Origin of the sequence: Pigmentiphaga kullae (genome assembly GCF_004216695.1) — a bacterium.
Classification (GTDB): domain Bacteria; phylum Pseudomonadota; class Gammaproteobacteria; order Burkholderiales; family Burkholderiaceae_B; genus Pigmentiphaga; species Pigmentiphaga kullae.
Window position 1 is genome coordinate 1,757,444 of sequence record NZ_SGXC01000002.1, and the last position, 15,783, is coordinate 1,773,226.

Below are 15,783 nucleotides of genomic sequence, written 5' to 3' on the forward strand. Positions count from 1 at the left end.
GGAGCGCGGTATCCTTAGGGGAACACTCCGGGAACCGCGCTCTCCATGCTTCGCTTCGAACACCTCATCCAGATCAACGATCCGCTCGTGCCCCTGCTCACGCCGCTGACGCGCGAGCAGATCTGGCGCGGGCTGTTCATCCGGGCCCACGAACCCACGGAATTCGTCATGGGACTGGAAAGCTGCACCATCGAGGCGGAAGCGGTCGGGCAGGAGCACACCGTGCTCAAGCGCGTGCTCGACTTCGGGCCCTTCCAGGTCCACGACGAGGTCACGCTGACGCCCATGCGCCAGGTCAAGGTGCTGGCCACCGCCACCGAGCTGTGGCCGCGCAGCGAAGCCACGGTCCGCATCGAGGAACCCGAGCCCGACGTGCTGTTCCTGCGCTTCATCTACGAACTGGACCTGCAGGACGGCCACAGCGAACTGGACGATACCGTGGTGGCCCTGCGCAAGCAGGCCTACATCGCAGCCGACATGGACACGGTCCAGCGCATCCGGGAGCTGGCCGAGTCGGGCCGGCTCGTGCACTGACCCGGCTTACTTTTCGACGAAAGCGCGCTCGACCACGTAGTCGCCGGCATGGCCGGTATGCTCGGACGCCTTGAAGCCCAGGCCGTCGAGGATGGCGGTGACGTCGGCCAGCATGTGCGGGCTGCCGCACAGCATGGCGCGGTCGTGCTCGGGATTGATGGGAGGCAGGCCGATGTCCGCTGCCAGCTTGCCGCTGGTCAGGAGATCGGTGATGCGGCCCTGGTTGCGGAACGGCTCGCGCGTGACCGTGGGGTAATAGATCAGCTTGTCGCGCACCATTTCGCCGAAATATTCGTTGCCCGGCAGTTCGCTGCCGATGTAGTCCGAATAGGCCAGTTCGCTGACCCAGCGCACGCCATGCACCAGCACCACTTTCTCGAAGCGTTCGTAGACGTCGGGATCCTTGATGATGCTCATGAACGGGGCCAGGCCCGTGCCCGTGCCGAACAGGTACAGGTTCTTGCCGGGCAGCAGGTCGTCCACCACCAGGGTGCCGACGGGCTTGCGGCTGACCAGGATGGAATCGCCTTCCTTCAGGTGCTGCAGGCGCGACGTGAGCGGGCCGTTGGGCACCTTGATGCTCAGGAACTCGAGGTGTTCCTCGTAGTTGGCGCTGGCGATGCTATAGGCGCGCATCAGCGGCTTGCCTTCGACTTCCAGGCCGATCATGACGAAATGGCCGTTGTGGAAACGCAGCGCGGGATCGCGCGTGGTCTTGAAGCTGAAAAGCGTCTCGTTCCAGTGGTGAACGCTCGTGACGCGTTCGGTATTGAAAGCGGCCATGGCCTGTCGGATCCCATCTAGATAGTCGGGCCAGTTTACCAAACCATGACTGGCCGTCGGACGTAAACCTTAGATTTTATGCGGATTAGCGGGCAGTAAGGCGAAATTGGCCGCATCTTATGAACATGGGTTCTAAGCATATTGCCAATGGCCCGGGTAACCCACTATTTCCTTCAAATCATGGCCGCGACTGATCTGTATCAATCAGACTGTCGAAGATCTCCTGTGTAATGTTTCCTCCCCCCTTACCTTCCGGAGGCCTGACGATGACTGCCATGATGAAAGCCGCCGTGTTCGTTGCACCCGGGCGCATCGAGATCGCGGACAAGCCCATCCCCGACGTGGGCCCGAACGACGCCCTGGTCCGCATCACCACCACCACCATCTGCGGGACCGACATCCACATCCTGAAGGGCGAATACCCCGTCGCGCCGGGCCTGACCGTGGGCCACGAGCCGGTGGGCGTGATCGAGAAGCTCGGCAGCGCCGTGGCCGGCTACCGGGAAGGCCAGCGCGTCATCGCCGGCGCGATCTGCCCCAACTTCAATTCCTACGCCGCCCAGGACGGCGCGCCCTCGCAGGACGGCAGCTACCTGGTGCCGCAGGGCCTGTGCGGCTGCCACGGCTACAAGGCCACCGCCGGCTGGCGCTTCGGCAACCTCATCGACGGCACCCAGGCCGAATACGTGCTGGTGCCCGACGCCCAGGCCAACCTCGCCCCCATCCCGGACGGCCTGACCGACGAACAGGTGCTGATGTGCCCGGACATCATGTCCACCGGCTTCAAGGGCGCCGAGAACGCCAACATCCGCATCGGCGACGTCGTGGCCGTGTTCGCCCAGGGCCCCATCGGCCTGTGCGCCACCGCCGGCGCCCGGCTGTCGGGCGCGACGACCATCATCGCCATCGACGGCAACCCGCACCGCCTGGACATCGCCCGCAAGCTGGGAGCGGACGTCGCCCTGAACTTCCGCGAATGCGACGTGGTGGACGAGATCATGAAGCTGACCGGCGGCCGCGGCGTGGACGCCTCGATCGAGGCCCTGGGCACCCAGTCGACCTTCGCGTCCGCGCTGCGCGTGCTCAAGCCGGGCGGCACCCTGTCCAGCCTGGGCGTCTATTCCGAGGACCTGACCCTGCCGCTGTCGGCCTTCGCCGCCGGGCTGGGCGACCACAAGATCAATACCGCGCTGTGCCCGGGCGGCAAGGAACGGATGCGGCGGCTGATCAACGTGCTGGAATCCGGACGCCTGGACCTGGGGCTGCTGGTGACCCACCAGTTCAAGCTGGACGACATCGTGGCGGCCTACGAGCTGTTCGCCAACCAGCGGGACAATGTGCTGAAGGTGGCGGTCAAGCCGCACTAACGGGAACGCGCTTTCCGGGCTTGGCGCGGGGTCCTATGTCCGCCAGCCCGGCCCCCCACGCGGCCAGCATGTTCTGCGCAACATCGCGAAAACCCGGGTAACGCGCGGCATGACCAGCTATCATCGGCGCGATCTTGTGCACGGCTTGCGTGATCCGTTCGCGCGCCTCGTCCATGTCCGCCTTGCTCAGGCCCAGCCGCGTGGCCCCATAGATCGCAAGCATGCTGCCCGACGCCCACACGCGCTTGCCTTGCACGGGCAGCGCGGGCAGGTTCGTCGCAAACCTCGGATAGACGGTGCTGCTCAGGACGTCGTAGACCGGCGCCAGCCGGACGTCGTCGACGTCGGTATAGACCAGCGCGAAGTTTTTCAGATGCGCATCGGCATTGCGAACGGCGTAGTTCAGCAATATCAACGCATAGAGGCGGCGTGCCGCCTCCTTGAATGCCGCGCGCGGCACGTAGGCGCGGGTGAGCTTGGCCAGGTCCTCCAGCGTCCCCTTGTATTTATTGACGGCGTCATTGGGCTTGAGCGCGCAGTAGTCCTCGACCGCAAGCATCCGGCCGTCGGCGGTACGGTCGAAGCGTCGTACCGCCAGTACCTGCCCGTCGTCGGACAGCCTGGTCTCGGGTACCTCGAGACCGGCCTCTCGGGCGACCTCGAGGCAAAGGAACTCGTTGATCGCCAGTCCCGGCAGATCATCGAAACCCGTCTTCAGGATGAACTCGTCCGTCCAGACCGTCGCCCTATCCTCGGGCCGCACGAGCGCCTTGGGCATGACGCCGGACACCCCTTCCGCCACCCCGCCCTCCAGCAGCCGCAGCAGGTTTTCCCGCGAATTGGCCGACGCGAGCAGTCCCGCCATGTCAGCCTTGCTGGAGGCCGCGGCAAGCGTGGCGCCTCGCGGCACCACCTGGACGCGTCCGATCGTGTTGGCGCCCGTCAGCGCAAGCAGGCCGAAATCGCTGACGTCGGCATGCGGGCCCAGGCGGCGAATCATCAGGTCTTTCTTGAAGCCCTCCGGCAGATTCATCTGGAAGAAGGGGTGCAGCGTTTTCCAGTCGTACGATGCCGCCCGCACCGGCATGAGCAGCGAAACGAAGCGATCCGGCGGCGTATCGGGCAAATAGCTGAAGACATACCTGGCCGCTTCCTCGGCAAGCGTCCCCACCAGCTCGCCGCTCACATGGACATCGAGCGTCGCGCGGCTCATGGCTGGCGCTTCGTGGTTTTCGGGCCGCGCGCGGAGCGCTTGCGCACCCGCTGGCGCATGGAGGTATCGCCCGCCTCGGCAGGCTCGGCCAGAACGTCGTCGAGCGTGCGCTGATGCCCCGGCGGACGGACGATCAACTCCAGCCCCACGGCGTCGAAAAGGCTCAGCATTTTGACGGCGCCGATTTCAGGTAACGCCCCCGTCTCGAACATGCTGATGCGGCCGCGCGCCACGCCGCTCATCTCGGCGACCTGCTGTTGAGTCAGATCGGCCGCCATGCGGGCGCTACGGAAGGCTTCCCCCAGCTCGGCAAGGTTCATGTTCTATATCCGGAACACTATTGGCAAAATCCGAGATAATGAATCGTATATGGAACACTACACTATCGCAAGCCATGTCCCTTATTCGAGACATTAGAAGGAAAAACTCATTTAATGTCTCATAGGCATTACATTGAATCGGAGGCTTGCCCAAAACAAAAACGACGTCCGCATCGCAAGATGCAGTACGTCGTTTTTGAATGAAACCTTGGTGGAGCGGAGGAGGATCGAACTCCCGACCTTCGCATTGCGAACGCGACGCTCTCCCAGCTGAGCTACCGCCCCACGTGCAGACCGCAACTATACCGTATTTTTTTGCGACGTGCGTGGCGCCCCGAACAGCAGGTCCGGACCGATCTCCGCCACCCGGCGGGCGCCGCAAAGCTGCATGCCGCGCTGGAACTCTTCGCGCAGGATGTCCAGCGCCCGAACGGCGCCCGCCTCGCCCGCGGCGATCGCCCCCCACAGCGTGGCCCGCCCCACCAGCACGGCGCTGGCGCCCATCGCCAGCGCCTTCAGGATGTCGCCGCCGCGCCGCACCCCGCCATCCACCAGCACTTCCATGCGGCCGGCGGCGGCCTGCGCCACGCCGGGCAGCGCGTCCAGCGTGGCTGCCGCGCCGTCCAACTGCCGGCCGCCGTGGTTGGACACGACCACGGCGTCGCAGCCCAGGCGCGCCAGCCTGTCGGCATCGTCCGGACGCAGCACGCCCTTCACGATCAGCTTGCGCGGCCACAGGTCGCGCAGGGCCTCCAGGCGTGCCCAGTCGAACGAGGGATCGTAGCTGCGGCCCACCGACGAGGCGAGGCGGGTGGCGTCGGCGCCGGGCGCCTCCAGGCCTTTCAGGCTTTCCATCACGGGCAGGCCGCGGCACAGCATGTCCAGCGCCCAGGCCGGCTGGCTGGCGAAGTCGCGCAGGTTGCGCGCGGTGTAGTGGAACGGGAAGGACAGGCCGTTGCGCAAGTCGCGCTCGCGCTTGCCGCCCACGGGCAGGTCGACGGTGATCATCAGGCCTTCGTAGTCCGCCGCCCGCGCGCGGGCGATCAGCGACTCCAGCAGCGGCCGGTGGCGCAGGATGTAGGCCTGGAACCACAGGCGCCCCGGCGCGGCATCGGCGATCTGCTCGATCGAGGCGGTGGCCGAGGTCGACAGCGTATAGGGCACGCCCGCCCGGGCGGCGGCGCGGGCGATGGCGATGTCGCCGCCGCGGCGGCCGAACCCGACCGCACCGGTGGGCGCGACGGCGAGCGGCAGGCTGGACGGGGCGCCCAATACTTGCGCGCCCGTATCCACCGCCGAAACGTCGACCAGCGCGCGCGGTGCCAGCCGCACGCTCCGGAAGGCCGCGCAATTGTCGGCCAGCGTCAGTTCGTCCTCGGCGCCGCCGTCGAAGAAATCGAAAATGGCGCGAGGCAGGCGGCGCCGCGACGCACGGCGCAGGTCTTCGATGCTGTAGGCACGTGGCAATCCGGTCATGGCCCCGCGCCTATTCCGCCGTGATGCCGGCGGCCTTGATCACCTCGGCCCAGCGCTTCTGGTCCTGGACCAGGAACGTGCCGAACGCCTCGGGCGTATCGCCGATGACCTCGGCGCCCAGCTCCTTCAGCCGCTTCTGCACCTCGGGCTGGCGCAGCGCCTCGACCATGGACTGGTTCAGCTTCTGCACCACCGGCCGCGGCGTGCCGGCCGGCGCCAGCAGCCCCACCCATGGCGCGGTGTCCTGGAAATCGGGGAAGCCGACGTCGGCCATGCTGGGCACGCCGGGAAATTCGGCGCCTGCCTGGGGCGTTCCCACCGCCAGCACTTTCAGGCGCTTTTCCTGGACATTGGCAGCCACGCCTATGATGGGATAGAACATGAAGGAGACGCGCCCCGCCATGACCTCGGTCAGCGCCGGGCCGTTGCCGCGGAACGGCACGTGGATCATGCGCGCCTTGGCCATGGTCGACAGCATCGCGCCCGCCAGGTGGGCCGACCCGCCGTTGCCCGCCGAACCGTAGCTGATGGTGTCCGGCTTGGCGCGCGCCTGCTCGATCAACTGCTTCATGGACTGGATCGGCGACTGGTAGGCGGTGACCGCGACCATGGGTAGCGACGCCGCGTTGGAAACCGGCGCGAAGTCCTTCAGCGGATCGTAGCCCGCCTTGGCGCCCAGCAGGAGCCAGTTGACGTTGTGCGAAAGCGAGGCGAACAGCACGGTGTACCCGTCCGCCGCCGCCGCGGCGACCTCGCGCGTGGCGATCAGCGAGTTGGCGCCCGCCTTGTTCTCCACCACCACGGGGTGCCCCAGCGATCGCGTCATTTCCTGCGCCAGCACCCGGGCGATCACGTCGGTGGGTCCGCCGGCCGCGAAGCCGACGATCATGCGTATGGGCCGGTCGGGATAGGCACCGGCGGCCGGTCCCGCGGCGGCGGCCAGCGTGGCCGCCAGCAGCAGGGTCGATGTCTTTTTCATGGGTGTCTCCTCCTCGTTGTCAGGCGACGGCGTGCTCGCCGCGATAGCTGGCCAGCCTCATGCCGCCGCCCCGAAATAGCGGTCGGCCATGACCTGGCAGCGCTTGATCAGGCGGGGCTCGTCCGGGCCATAATCGGCCACGGCATTGTGGATGGTGCCCATGTTGTCCCACATCAGCACGTCGTTCACCGCCCAGCGGTGGCGATAGCGGAAAGCCGGCTGCAACTGGTGGGCGAACAGGAAGGCCAGGATCTCGTCGCTTTCGTGCTCGGGCAGCTCGTTGATGCGCACCGCGTACCCGGGGTTGGCGTACAGCACCTTGCGCCCGGTGATGGGATGGGTCAGGAAGACGGGATGCGAGACCGGAGGCTTGGCGCGGCGCTGCGCCTCGGTCAGCGGCGGACGCTGGCTGCCTTTTTCCCGCCGCATCATTTCCCAGAACTTGTTGAAGTCGTGCAGCACGGTCATGCCGTCCAGCCGCTGCCTGAGCCCTTCGGGCAGCGTGTCGTAGGCGGCGTGCATGTTGCTGAACTCGGTGCAGCCCAGCGGCTCGCCGTCGCGCACAGGTATGCGGATGCCATACAGGATGTTGGCGAAGGCGATCATCCTGCTGTAGGACATGTCGGTGTGCCAGTCCTGCCCGGCATCGGCCAGCCCCACGGGCTTGCCGTCCTCCACCATGTTGGACAGGATCATGACCTCGGGCATGCCCGGCTCCTGGTAGCTGTTGGCCACGTTGACCTCCAGCGTGCCGAAGCGCGCAGCGAAGGACCGCAAGTGCGCGGGGGTCAGGTCCTGCCCGGGAAAACTCAACACGCCATGGCGCCCCAGCAACTGCTCGACCTGCCGGAACTGCGCGTCGTCCAACGGACGGGACAGGTCCAGGTTGTCGATGCGCGCGCCCAGGCTCTGGCCGCTTTCCACCACCTTGATCATTCCTTTCTCCATGAGTGCGATCATCCGTCGCCGCTACCAGGCGGCCTCCAGCAACTGCCGCAATTCGTCCCCGCCGGCCACCCGGCGCGGATTCAATGCCAGCCCTCTTTCGCCCAGCGCGTGCCGCGCCACCTCGGGCAGCGCCTCGGCCGCCACGCCCAGGTCGCGCAGCCGCGATGGCGCGCCCACCGCTTGCCGCAAGGCCCGCAGGCAACGGGCCACCGCTTCGGGCCGGGTCTCGCTTCCCGCGCTCAGCGCCGCGGCCGCCATGGCCAGTTCGGCGCCGGCCGCCGGCAGGTTGTAGTCCGCCACGTGCGGCAGCATCACCGCGTTGGCCGCGCCGTGGGCGACACCGCAGCGGCTGCCCAGCACATGGCAGAGGGCGTGGTGCAGGCAGCTGCGCGCCGAGGCCAGCACGAGGCCCGCCAGGTTGGCGGCCACCAGCAGCTCGCCGCGCGCCGCGACGTCGCCAGGCCGCTCGGCCACGGCCGGCAGCGCCGCCGCGAAACGCGCCAGGCCGTCCAGCGCCAGCGCCGTCGCATAGGGCGACCGCTGGCGGGAATACAGGCCCTCCAGGCAATGCGCGAGACCATTCATGCCGGTATCCAGCACGATCCGCGCGGGCACCTCCGCATTCAAGGCCGGGTCCAGCAGCACCACGCGGCAGGCGCAGCGCTCGTCCCGGAACAAAAGCTTGCCGGGACCGTGCGCGATGCCGAACGACGGCGTCATTTCCGCCCCCGAGGCGGTCAGCGGCACGGCCAGGATGGGCAGCTTCGCGCGCCGCAGCGCCGGCACATGCACCGCGTCCGGCGGCGTGAAGCGCGTGGCGTGCCGCGCCAGGTCCCCTCCCTCGGCCAGCAGCAGCGCGGCGGCCTTCGCCGTGTCGATGACGCTGCCGCCGCCGAAGGCGACCAGGCAATCGGCCCCATGCGCCGCGATGTCGCGCGCCACGCGCTCGACGGTATCGACCGAGGAATGCGACGGCACGTCGACGCTTTGCGCGGCGCGGTCGCCCAGCGCATCTACCAGCCGGCCGTATGGCGACATGGTTCGCGACCGGCGGCTGGCCAGCAGCAGCGGACGGCGCGCGCCCAACCGCTCCAGTTCGGCCCCGGCCTCGTCCACCGCGCCCGGCCGGAACACCACGCGCGTCAGCGAGGAATGCGCCTGGAACGCTGCGGGAAACGAAGAGGGGCCTGGGGTCATGCTCGTGAACCATGGGCGTCGGCGATGCGGTCGCAGTGTATCGACGCGACCGGGGGCGCGATAGAATCCAACAGGGAAATCATCGTTTCCATAACGAAAACAGACTCATGCCCGACCAGGAGGCAAGTTGGACAAGCTGCGCTGCATCGAGGTGTTCATCGAGGTCGCCCAGGGCCTGAGCTTTTCCGGCGCCGCCCAGCGGCTGGGCATGGCCAAGGGCAACGTCACCAAGCACATCGCCTGGCTCGAACGGGAACTGGGCGTGCAACTGCTCCAGCGCACCACCAAGAGCGTGAGCCTGACCGAGTCCGGCCTGGCGCTGCTGGAGAACGGCCGCGACCTGCTCGAACACATGGAAGGCGTGGAGAACGCCGTGCGCCGCTCGGTCAAGGAACCCAAGGGCATGCTGCGCGTGGGCACGCCACCCTCGTTCGGCGCCTTCCATCTGGTGCCGGTGATCACCGCGTTCTCGGCCGCGCATCCCGACATCCGCGTGGTGATGTACCTGGACGACGGCCGCACCGACCTGGTCGGCGAAGGGCTGGACATGTCGGTGCGCATCGCCTCCTCGCTGAAGGACACGAGCCAGGTCTCGCACCGGCTGGCCCGGGTGCCGCAGGTGCTGGTGGCATCGCCCGCCTACCTGGCCCGGCGCGGCCGCCCGGCGTCGGTCGAGGACCTCGCGCGCCACGACTGCATGGTGCACGCGCTGAAGTCGCCCACCAACGTCTGGTCCTTCCAGGGTCCCGGCGGCAAGGTAACGGTCAGGGTGGGCGGCACCATACGCGCCAATTTCGGCGAGCCCCTGCGGCATGCCGCGTTGCTGGGCCACGGCATCTCCATGCACCCGACCTACATGGTGTCCGAGGACCTGCGCCAGGGCCGGCTCGAAGCCGTGCTGGCGGACTACCGGCCGACCGAACTGGAGATCCACGCGGTCTTCCCCAGCCGGCGCAACCTGCCGCTGCGCGTGCGCACCTTCCTGGATTTCCTGAAAGGCTGGTTCAGCCAGCCGCGCTGGGAAGACGCCGCCCCATAGTTACCAAAACAGAAACACTGTTTTCTCCCGACGCCGCTGGCCCGCGCGCCGGGGCGCTGCCTATACTGCCGCCTCGCGCCATCCCACACCGCGCCCGCCACGAGGCGCGCCGCGCTCCGCCGCGGCCCAGAGGAGACCCACCATGCCGAAGTTGCCGCAAACACTGCTGGGCGGCCTGCTGCTGGCCGCGGCCCTGCCCGCCGCCGGCGCCTACCCGGAACGCGCCGTGCGCATCATCGTGCCGTTCGCGGCCGGTGCGACGCTGGACCTGATGACCCGCGCGGTGGCCGAGGAACTGGCCCACCAGCTCGGCCAGCCGGTGGTGGTGGAAAACCGTGCGGGCGCCAGCGGCATCATCGGCGCCGACGCGGTGGCCAAGGCGCCCGCCGACGGCTACACCCTGATGATGGCGCCGTTCAGCGTGCTGGCCGTCAATGCCAGCCTGCACAAGAACCTGCCCTACGACAACCTGCGCGATCTCGCCCCCGTGGCCCTGGTCGCGGTGGCGCCGCACGTGCTGCTGGCCAGCGCCCAGCTGCCCTACCGGACGCTGGGCGAACTGCTGGCCGCCGCCAAGGCGCGGCCGGGGCAGATCGCCTATGCCTCGGCCGGCGCGGGCAGCTCGGCGCACCTGGCGACCGAGGTCCTGCTGTACAAGGCGGGCGTGAAAATGGCGCACGTACCCTACAAGGGAACGGCACCGGCGTACAACGACCTGATACCCGGCCGCGTGGCCGTGATGATAGACGGCGTGGGCGCGGCCCTGCCGCGCATCCAGTCCGGCCAGGTACGCGCGCTGGGCGTGACCAGCCCCGAGCCGGTGGACGTGCTGCCCGGCGTACCCACCCTGGCCCAGGCCGGGGTGCCGGGCTACGACGTCACGCCGTGGTATGGCATGGTCGCCCCGCGTGGCACGCCGGAGGCGGTCGTCGCGACGCTCAACGGCGCCGTCAACCGCGCCCTGGCCACCGAGGGCCTGCGCCGCCGGTTCGCCGAGATGGGCCTGCAGCCGCGCGGCGGCAAGCCCGCCGACTTCGGCGCCTACATGGCGAGCGAGACCGCCAAGTGGCGCGAGGTGGTACAAGAAGCCCACGTCAGCATCGAATAGAAGGGCCGCATGAGCCATCGCCTGTTCTCCCCGCTGCCGCTGCGCGGCGTCACCCTGCCCAACCGCATCGGCGTCGCGCCCATGTGCCAGTACTCGTGCGTGGACGGCCTGGCCAGCGCGTGGCACATGGTGCACCTGGGCAGCCGCGCGGTGGGAGGCGCCGGCCTGGTGCTGCTGGAGGCCGCCGCGGTCACCGCCGACGGGCGCATCAGCCCGGGCGATCTCGGCATCTGGAACGAAGCCCAGGCACAGGCGCTGGCCCCCATCGCGCGCTTCATCGCCGAACAGGGCGCGGTTCCGGGCATCCAGCTCGCGCATGCGGGCCGCAAGGGCTCGACCAGCCGCCCCTGGGAAGGCAAGGCAGGCATCCCGCCGGAACGCGGCGGCTGGCCGGTCATGGCCCCCAGCGCCCTGCCCTTCGCCGACGGCTATCCGCTGCCGCGCGAGATGTCCGAGGCCGACATGGACGGCGTCGTGGAGGCGTTCGCCAACGCTGCGCGCCGCGCGGCCGCGATCGGCATGCAAGTGATCGAACTGCACATGGGCCACGGCTACCTCATGCACCAGTTCCTGTCTCCCCTGGCCAACCTGCGCCGCGACGCCCATGGCGGCGGCTTCGAAGGCCGCATCCGCATGCCCCTGCGGGTCGCCGCCGCGGTCCGCGACAGCCTGCCGTCCGAGCTGCCCCTGTTCGTCCGGCTGTCCGCCACCGACTGGGTCGACGGCGGCTGGGACCTGCCCCAGTCCATCGCCCTCTCGCAGCGGCTCAAGGCGCAGGGCGTGGACCTGGTCGACTGCTCCAGCGGTTCCATCCGGCCCGGCTCGCAGGGCAGCGGAGAACCGGGCTTCCAGGTCCCCCTGGCCGCCGCGATACGCCGGGATGCCGGCATCGCCACGGCGGCGGTGGGCGGCATCACCGAGGCCCGCCAGGCCGAGGCCATCCTGCAGCGCGGCGACGCCGACCTGATCCTGCTGGCGCGCGCGCTGCTGCGCGATCCTTATTGGCCGCTGCGCGCCGCCGCCGAGCTGGAGGCCACGGCGCCGGACTGGCCGGTGCAATACCAGCGCGCCGTGACCCGCATGCGCGGCTAGCCCGCCCGCGCCGCCGGCGCGATTTGAGTTACGCCTCGTCTTGCCCAACAATGCGGCATGGACAGACGGATCTCGAACCCTGGCGGCGGCATGGCACGAACCACCCTGGGACTGGGCGCGCGGGGCGCGAAGCTGGCGGCTTCGTCGCTGGCCGTGGCCTGGCTGGCGGGCTGCTCGCTGCCGCCGCTGGCCGACCGCTCCGTGTCGTCGGCCCTGGACCCGGACGCCTCGCGCCAGACCGCGCTGGGCCGGGTGATCGCGCCACAGGCCGACGCCCATCCGGGCAAGACGGGCTTGCACCCGCTGGCCGACGCGCGCGACGCCTTCGCGGCGCGCATGCTGCTGGCCCACGCCGCCGAACGCACGCTGGACATCCAGTACTACATCTGGCGCGGCGACATGACCGGCACCATGATGCTCGAGGCGCTGCATGCCGCGGCGGACCGCGGTGTGCGGGTGCGGCTGCTGCTGGACGACAACGGCATCGCCGGCCTGGACGAGACCCTGGCCGCGCTGGACGCCCATCCCAACATCGAGGTCCGGCTGTTCAATCCGTTCGCCATCCGGCGTCCCAAGATGGTGGGCTACCTGTTCGAGTTCTCGCGCCTGAACCGGCGCATGCACAACAAGTCCTTCACGGCGGACAACCAGGCGACCATCGTGGGCGGCCGCAACGTCGGCGACGAATACTTCGGCGCCACCGACGGCGTACTGTTCGCCGACCTGGACGTGCTGGCGGTAGGCAGCATCGTGAACGATGTCTCGACAGATTTCGACCGCTACTGGGCCAGCGTCTCGGCCTATCCGGTGGACCAGTTGCTGCCGCCCGTCCCCGCCGCCAGGCTGGACGAACTGGCGGCCGACTCCGCCTCCATCGAGGCCAATCCGGCCGCGGCCGCCTATGTCAGCGCCATGCGCGAGCAGCCCTTCGTGCGCGACCTGCTTGCGGGCACGCTGCCGCTGACCTGGGCGCCCGTGCGCATGGTCAGCGACGACCCGGCCAAGGCGCAGGGCCAGGCCGGGCCAGATGGGCTGCTGGCCCACCAGTTGGCCGCCATCATCGGCACGCCGGAAAAGGAACTGGACCTGGTGTCGCCCTACTTCGTGCCGGGCAGCCAGGGAACCGCCACCTTCGCGGCCATGGCGCGGCAAGGCGTGAAGCTGCGGGTGCTGACCAATGCGCTCGAGGCCACCGACGTCCCCGTCGTGCATTCGGGCTATGCCCGCCGGCGCAAGGACCTGCTGGAGGCGGGCGTACGCCTGTACGAAATGCGCAGCGCCTCGCACCACAGCGGCAAGCCCGAAGGCAAGCCGCTGTTCGGCAGCTCGGGCTCCAGCCTGCACGCCAAGACCTTCGGCGTGGACCGTACCCGGGCCTTCATCGGATCCTTCAATTTCGATCCGCGCTCGGCCAACCTGAACACCGAACTGGGGTTCGTCATCGACAGCCCCGAACTGGCCGGCCGCATATCGGAAGCCTTCGACACCAGCATTCCCGACAGCGCCTACGAGGTCCGCCTGGCGCCCGGCGGCAGCCTGTACTGGCTGGAGCGGCGGGACGGCCGCACCATCCGGCACGACACCGAACCGGGCACCGGCCTGCTCAAGCGGCTGGCGATCCGGCTGATGTCGTGGCTGCCCATCGAACCCCTGCTGTGACGCGGCCCGGTCCCGCCGTCAATGCCCGGTGCCGTCGGAATTGCGGCTGGCCTCGAACAGGAACCACGTGCGCCGCTCGGCCTCGTCTATCCAGTTCTCGATCAGGCTGGCGGTGGCGATGTCGCGATGGGTGTCGCAGATGTCGTGCGCCTCGCGCAGGTGGCTGGCCAGGGTCTTGTTGTCCTCGCGCAGCTCGGCCAGCATGTCCAGCGGCTGGACGTAGTCCGCGTCGTTGTCGAGGATGCGCTGGAGCCTGGCGATGTGGCCGATGGACTTGATGGTGGGCCCGCCTATCTTGCGCACGCGTTCGGCGATGACGTCGGTCATGGCGAAGATCTCGACCCCCTGCTCGTCCAGCAGCACGTGGTAGTCGCGGAAATGCGGGCCGCTCATGTGCCAGTGGAAATTCTTGGTCTTCAGGTACAGGGCGAAGACGTCGGCCAGGATACCGTTGAGCACGCCGCTGAGTTCCCGCGTCGCCTCCGCGCCCAGGTCGGTGGGGGTGGCCAGCGGGGCCGCGCGGCGCTTCTTCAACTTGCCTTGACGTTCGGTGTCCATTCGCTTCATGGCATGCTCCAGGGGAGAGGTGAGGCGGGCGGCGCGGGGCGCAGGCTTGCGGCGGCCGTGCCCGCCGTCCGATTATGAAAGGCGCGGACCGCCAGATCAACCGAGGGTCGGCCTAATGGTAAACCCGTAGCTCATCCATGAATGGGTGTAGACTAATGCGCTCTCGTCTTCCGGCCCGCGACAAGCACTCCACCGCCGGCCGCCTCTTCCTGAGCCCTGCCGCTTGAACTCCGACTCCCCTTCGCTTCCGGCCTCGACGCGCTCGCTCTGGAAAGCCCGCGCGCTCGTGACCGTCTCGCTCATGACCGGCGTCATGGGCAGCAGCGTCCCCACGCCGCTCTATCCCCTCTACCAGGCGCAGTTGAACCTGCCCTCGTTCACCACCACGGCCATCTTCTTCGCCTACGTGGTCGGCGTGCTGAGCGCGCTGCTCGTCGGCGGGCGGCTGGCGGACCGGGTCGCGGACCGCCGCCGGCTGCTGCTGCCGGCGCTGGCCATGGTGGCGACCGGCGCGATCCTGCTGGCCCTCGCCCAGAACCTGGGCATGCTGCTGGCGGGCCGCCTGCTGGCGGGGCTGGGCACCGGCACGCTGACCGGGGCGGCCAACGCCGCGCTGCTCGACCTCGAGCCGCCGCAACACAAACAGCGCGCCGCGCTGTTCGGCACGGCGGCCTTCACGCTGGGATCCATCCTGGGGCCGATCCTGAGCGGCGTGGCGTTGCAGGCGGGGTTCCATCCCACCGTCGCCCCTTTCCTGGTGATCGTCTCGATCGTCCTCGCCGTCGGCCATGGGCTGTGGCGCCTGCCGCTGCGACGGACCGCCGCGCCCGCCCCGGCCCCGCATTCTCCGCAGGCCGTGCACGCATCCGCCCGCGCGCTGCCGGCCCGGCGCGTCACCCAGCTGATGCTGCTCTGCTGCATCACGCTGTCCATCGTCTGGGGCGTCGGTTCGTCGCTGATGGCGATGGGGCCGTCGCTGGGCGAGAAACTGCTGGGCATCCACGACTACGCGCTCAGCGGCTACGCCAGCTCGCTGCTGGCGGCCTGCGCCGGCACGGCGCAGTTCCTCAGCCAGCGAACCTCCAGCACCTCGGCCTTCCGCTACGGCAACATGGTCTTCGCCAGCGGACTGGCCTGTGCCATCGCCTCGCTGCTGGTCACGCAGGCGTGGCTGATGGGCGTGGCGGTGCTGATCACCGGCCTGGGCTTCGGCGCGGCGTTCATCGGCGCCGCCGGCATCGTCAACCAGATCGCGCCGCCCCAGCGGCGCGGCCTCATGGTCTCGCTGTTCTACATCGCGGGCTACATCGGCAACGCGTGGCCCATGCTGCTGGGCTTCATCACCGACCACGCCGGCCCCATGGCCGCCGCGATGACGCTGCTCCTTACCGCCATCGCCGCCTCGGCGGGTTTCGTGGCCCTGTCCCGCCGGCTGCTGCCCATCCGCTCCTGATCCCCGGTCCCGAAGTTACCCACCCCCGATGTGGACAACTTTGGGGAC

At 68.9% G+C, this 15,783-nt stretch carries 15 protein-coding genes and 1 tRNA gene; 7 read left to right on the forward strand and 9 right to left on the reverse strand.

All coding sequences use genetic code 11. The annotated features are described in order from the left end of the window. Positions 1 to 45 precede the first annotated feature (45 nt). Complete coding sequence (locus EV675_RS22665; protein WP_087838208.1) at positions 46 to 534, forward strand: SRPBCC family protein; 489 nt, start codon at positions 46 to 48, stop codon at positions 532 to 534. A gap of 6 nt (positions 535 to 540) precedes the next feature. Here the strand turns inward: EV675_RS22665 and EV675_RS22670 are convergent, their stop codons facing one another. Continuing rightward, the gene (locus EV675_RS22670) at positions 541 to 1,317 is read right to left on the reverse strand and encodes a ferredoxin--NADP reductase (protein ID WP_087838207.1); all 777 of its coding nucleotides are present in this window, start codon (positions 1,315 to 1,317) and stop codon (positions 541 to 543) included. 266 nt (positions 1,318 to 1,583) lie between these two features. On the opposite strand from EV675_RS22670, the gene EV675_RS22675 reads away from it, so the two are divergent. Further along, a complete protein-coding gene (locus EV675_RS22675) occupies positions 1,584 to 2,684 on the forward strand; it encodes an NAD(P)-dependent alcohol dehydrogenase (protein WP_130360012.1) in 1,101 nt (366 codons plus the stop codon). Here EV675_RS22675 and EV675_RS22680 read toward each other — a convergent pair. The 7 genes from EV675_RS22680 to EV675_RS22710 all read right to left on the reverse strand — a co-directional run bounded on the left by EV675_RS22680 (position 2,671) and on the right by EV675_RS22710 (position 8,817). Further along, positions 2,671 to 3,897, reverse strand: coding sequence for a type II toxin-antitoxin system HipA family toxin (locus EV675_RS22680; protein ID WP_130360014.1), 1,227 nt, complete (start codon positions 3,895 to 3,897; stop codon positions 2,671 to 2,673). The genes EV675_RS22675 and EV675_RS22680 overlap by 14 nt on opposite strands. After that, entirely contained in the window at positions 3,894 to 4,217 is a 324-nt protein-coding gene (locus EV675_RS22685; protein ID WP_130360016.1) for a helix-turn-helix domain-containing protein, read from the reverse strand. The genes EV675_RS22680 and EV675_RS22685 overlap by 4 nt, the downstream gene beginning before the upstream one ends. Positions 4,218 to 4,426: 209 nt before the next feature. Then, positions 4,427 to 4,502: transfer RNA gene (locus EV675_RS22690), tRNA-Ala, on the reverse strand. A 15-nt stretch (positions 4,503 to 4,517) separates the two neighbouring features. Next, positions 4,518 to 5,693, reverse strand: coding sequence for an alpha-hydroxy acid oxidase (locus EV675_RS22695; protein WP_130360018.1), 1,176 nt, complete (start codon positions 5,691 to 5,693; stop codon positions 4,518 to 4,520). A 10-nt stretch (positions 5,694 to 5,703) separates the two neighbouring features. Then, positions 5,704 to 6,672, reverse strand: coding sequence for a tripartite tricarboxylate transporter substrate binding protein (locus EV675_RS22700; RefSeq protein WP_130360020.1), 969 nt, complete (start codon positions 6,670 to 6,672; stop codon positions 5,704 to 5,706). Positions 6,673 to 6,729: 57 nt separating this feature from the next. Next, complete coding sequence (locus tag EV675_RS22705) at positions 6,730 to 7,608, reverse strand: TauD/TfdA dioxygenase family protein (RefSeq protein WP_130360022.1); 879 nt, start codon at positions 7,606 to 7,608, stop codon at positions 6,730 to 6,732. A 33-nt stretch (positions 7,609 to 7,641) separates the two neighbouring features. After that, positions 7,642 to 8,817: an iron-containing alcohol dehydrogenase family protein gene (locus EV675_RS22710; RefSeq protein WP_130360024.1), complete on the reverse strand. Its 1,176-nt coding sequence runs from the start codon at positions 8,815 to 8,817 to the stop codon at positions 7,642 to 7,644. A gap of 127 nt (positions 8,818 to 8,944) precedes the next feature. Between EV675_RS22710 and EV675_RS22715 the strand changes: the two genes are divergently transcribed. The 4 genes from EV675_RS22715 (at position 8,945) to EV675_RS22730 (ending at position 13,715) form a co-directional block, all read left to right on the forward strand. Next, complete coding sequence (locus EV675_RS22715; protein ID WP_130360026.1) at positions 8,945 to 9,856, forward strand: LysR family transcriptional regulator; 912 nt, start codon at positions 8,945 to 8,947, stop codon at positions 9,854 to 9,856. A 142-nt stretch (positions 9,857 to 9,998) separates the two neighbouring features. Then, the gene (locus EV675_RS22720) at positions 9,999 to 10,964 is read left to right on the forward strand and encodes a tripartite tricarboxylate transporter substrate binding protein (protein WP_130360028.1); all 966 of its coding nucleotides are present in this window, start codon (positions 9,999 to 10,001) and stop codon (positions 10,962 to 10,964) included. A 9-nt stretch (positions 10,965 to 10,973) separates the two neighbouring features. Then, positions 10,974 to 12,056 (forward strand): NADH:flavin oxidoreductase/NADH oxidase, encoded by a 1,083-nt coding sequence (locus EV675_RS22725; protein WP_130360030.1) that lies wholly within the window; start codon positions 10,974 to 10,976, stop codon positions 12,054 to 12,056. Between the two features lie 90 nt (positions 12,057 to 12,146). After that, positions 12,147 to 13,715 carry a phospholipase D family protein gene (locus EV675_RS22730; protein WP_130360032.1) on the forward strand — a complete coding sequence of 523 codons (1,569 nt, stop codon included), beginning with the start codon at positions 12,147 to 12,149 and terminating at the stop codon, positions 13,713 to 13,715. Between the two features lie 18 nt (positions 13,716 to 13,733). Here the strand turns inward: EV675_RS22730 and EV675_RS22735 are convergent, their stop codons facing one another. Next, positions 13,734 to 14,282, reverse strand: a complete 549-nt coding sequence (locus tag EV675_RS22735; protein ID WP_130360034.1) for a Dps family protein — start codon at positions 14,280 to 14,282, stop codon at positions 13,734 to 13,736. A gap of 223 nt (positions 14,283 to 14,505) precedes the next feature. Here EV675_RS22735 and EV675_RS22740 point away from each other — a divergent pair, with 223 nt between their 5' ends. Further along, the gene (locus tag EV675_RS22740; RefSeq protein ID WP_130360036.1) at positions 14,506 to 15,735 is read left to right on the forward strand and encodes an MFS transporter; all 1,230 of its coding nucleotides are present in this window, start codon (positions 14,506 to 14,508) and stop codon (positions 15,733 to 15,735) included. Positions 15,736 to 15,783 lie beyond the last annotated feature (48 nt).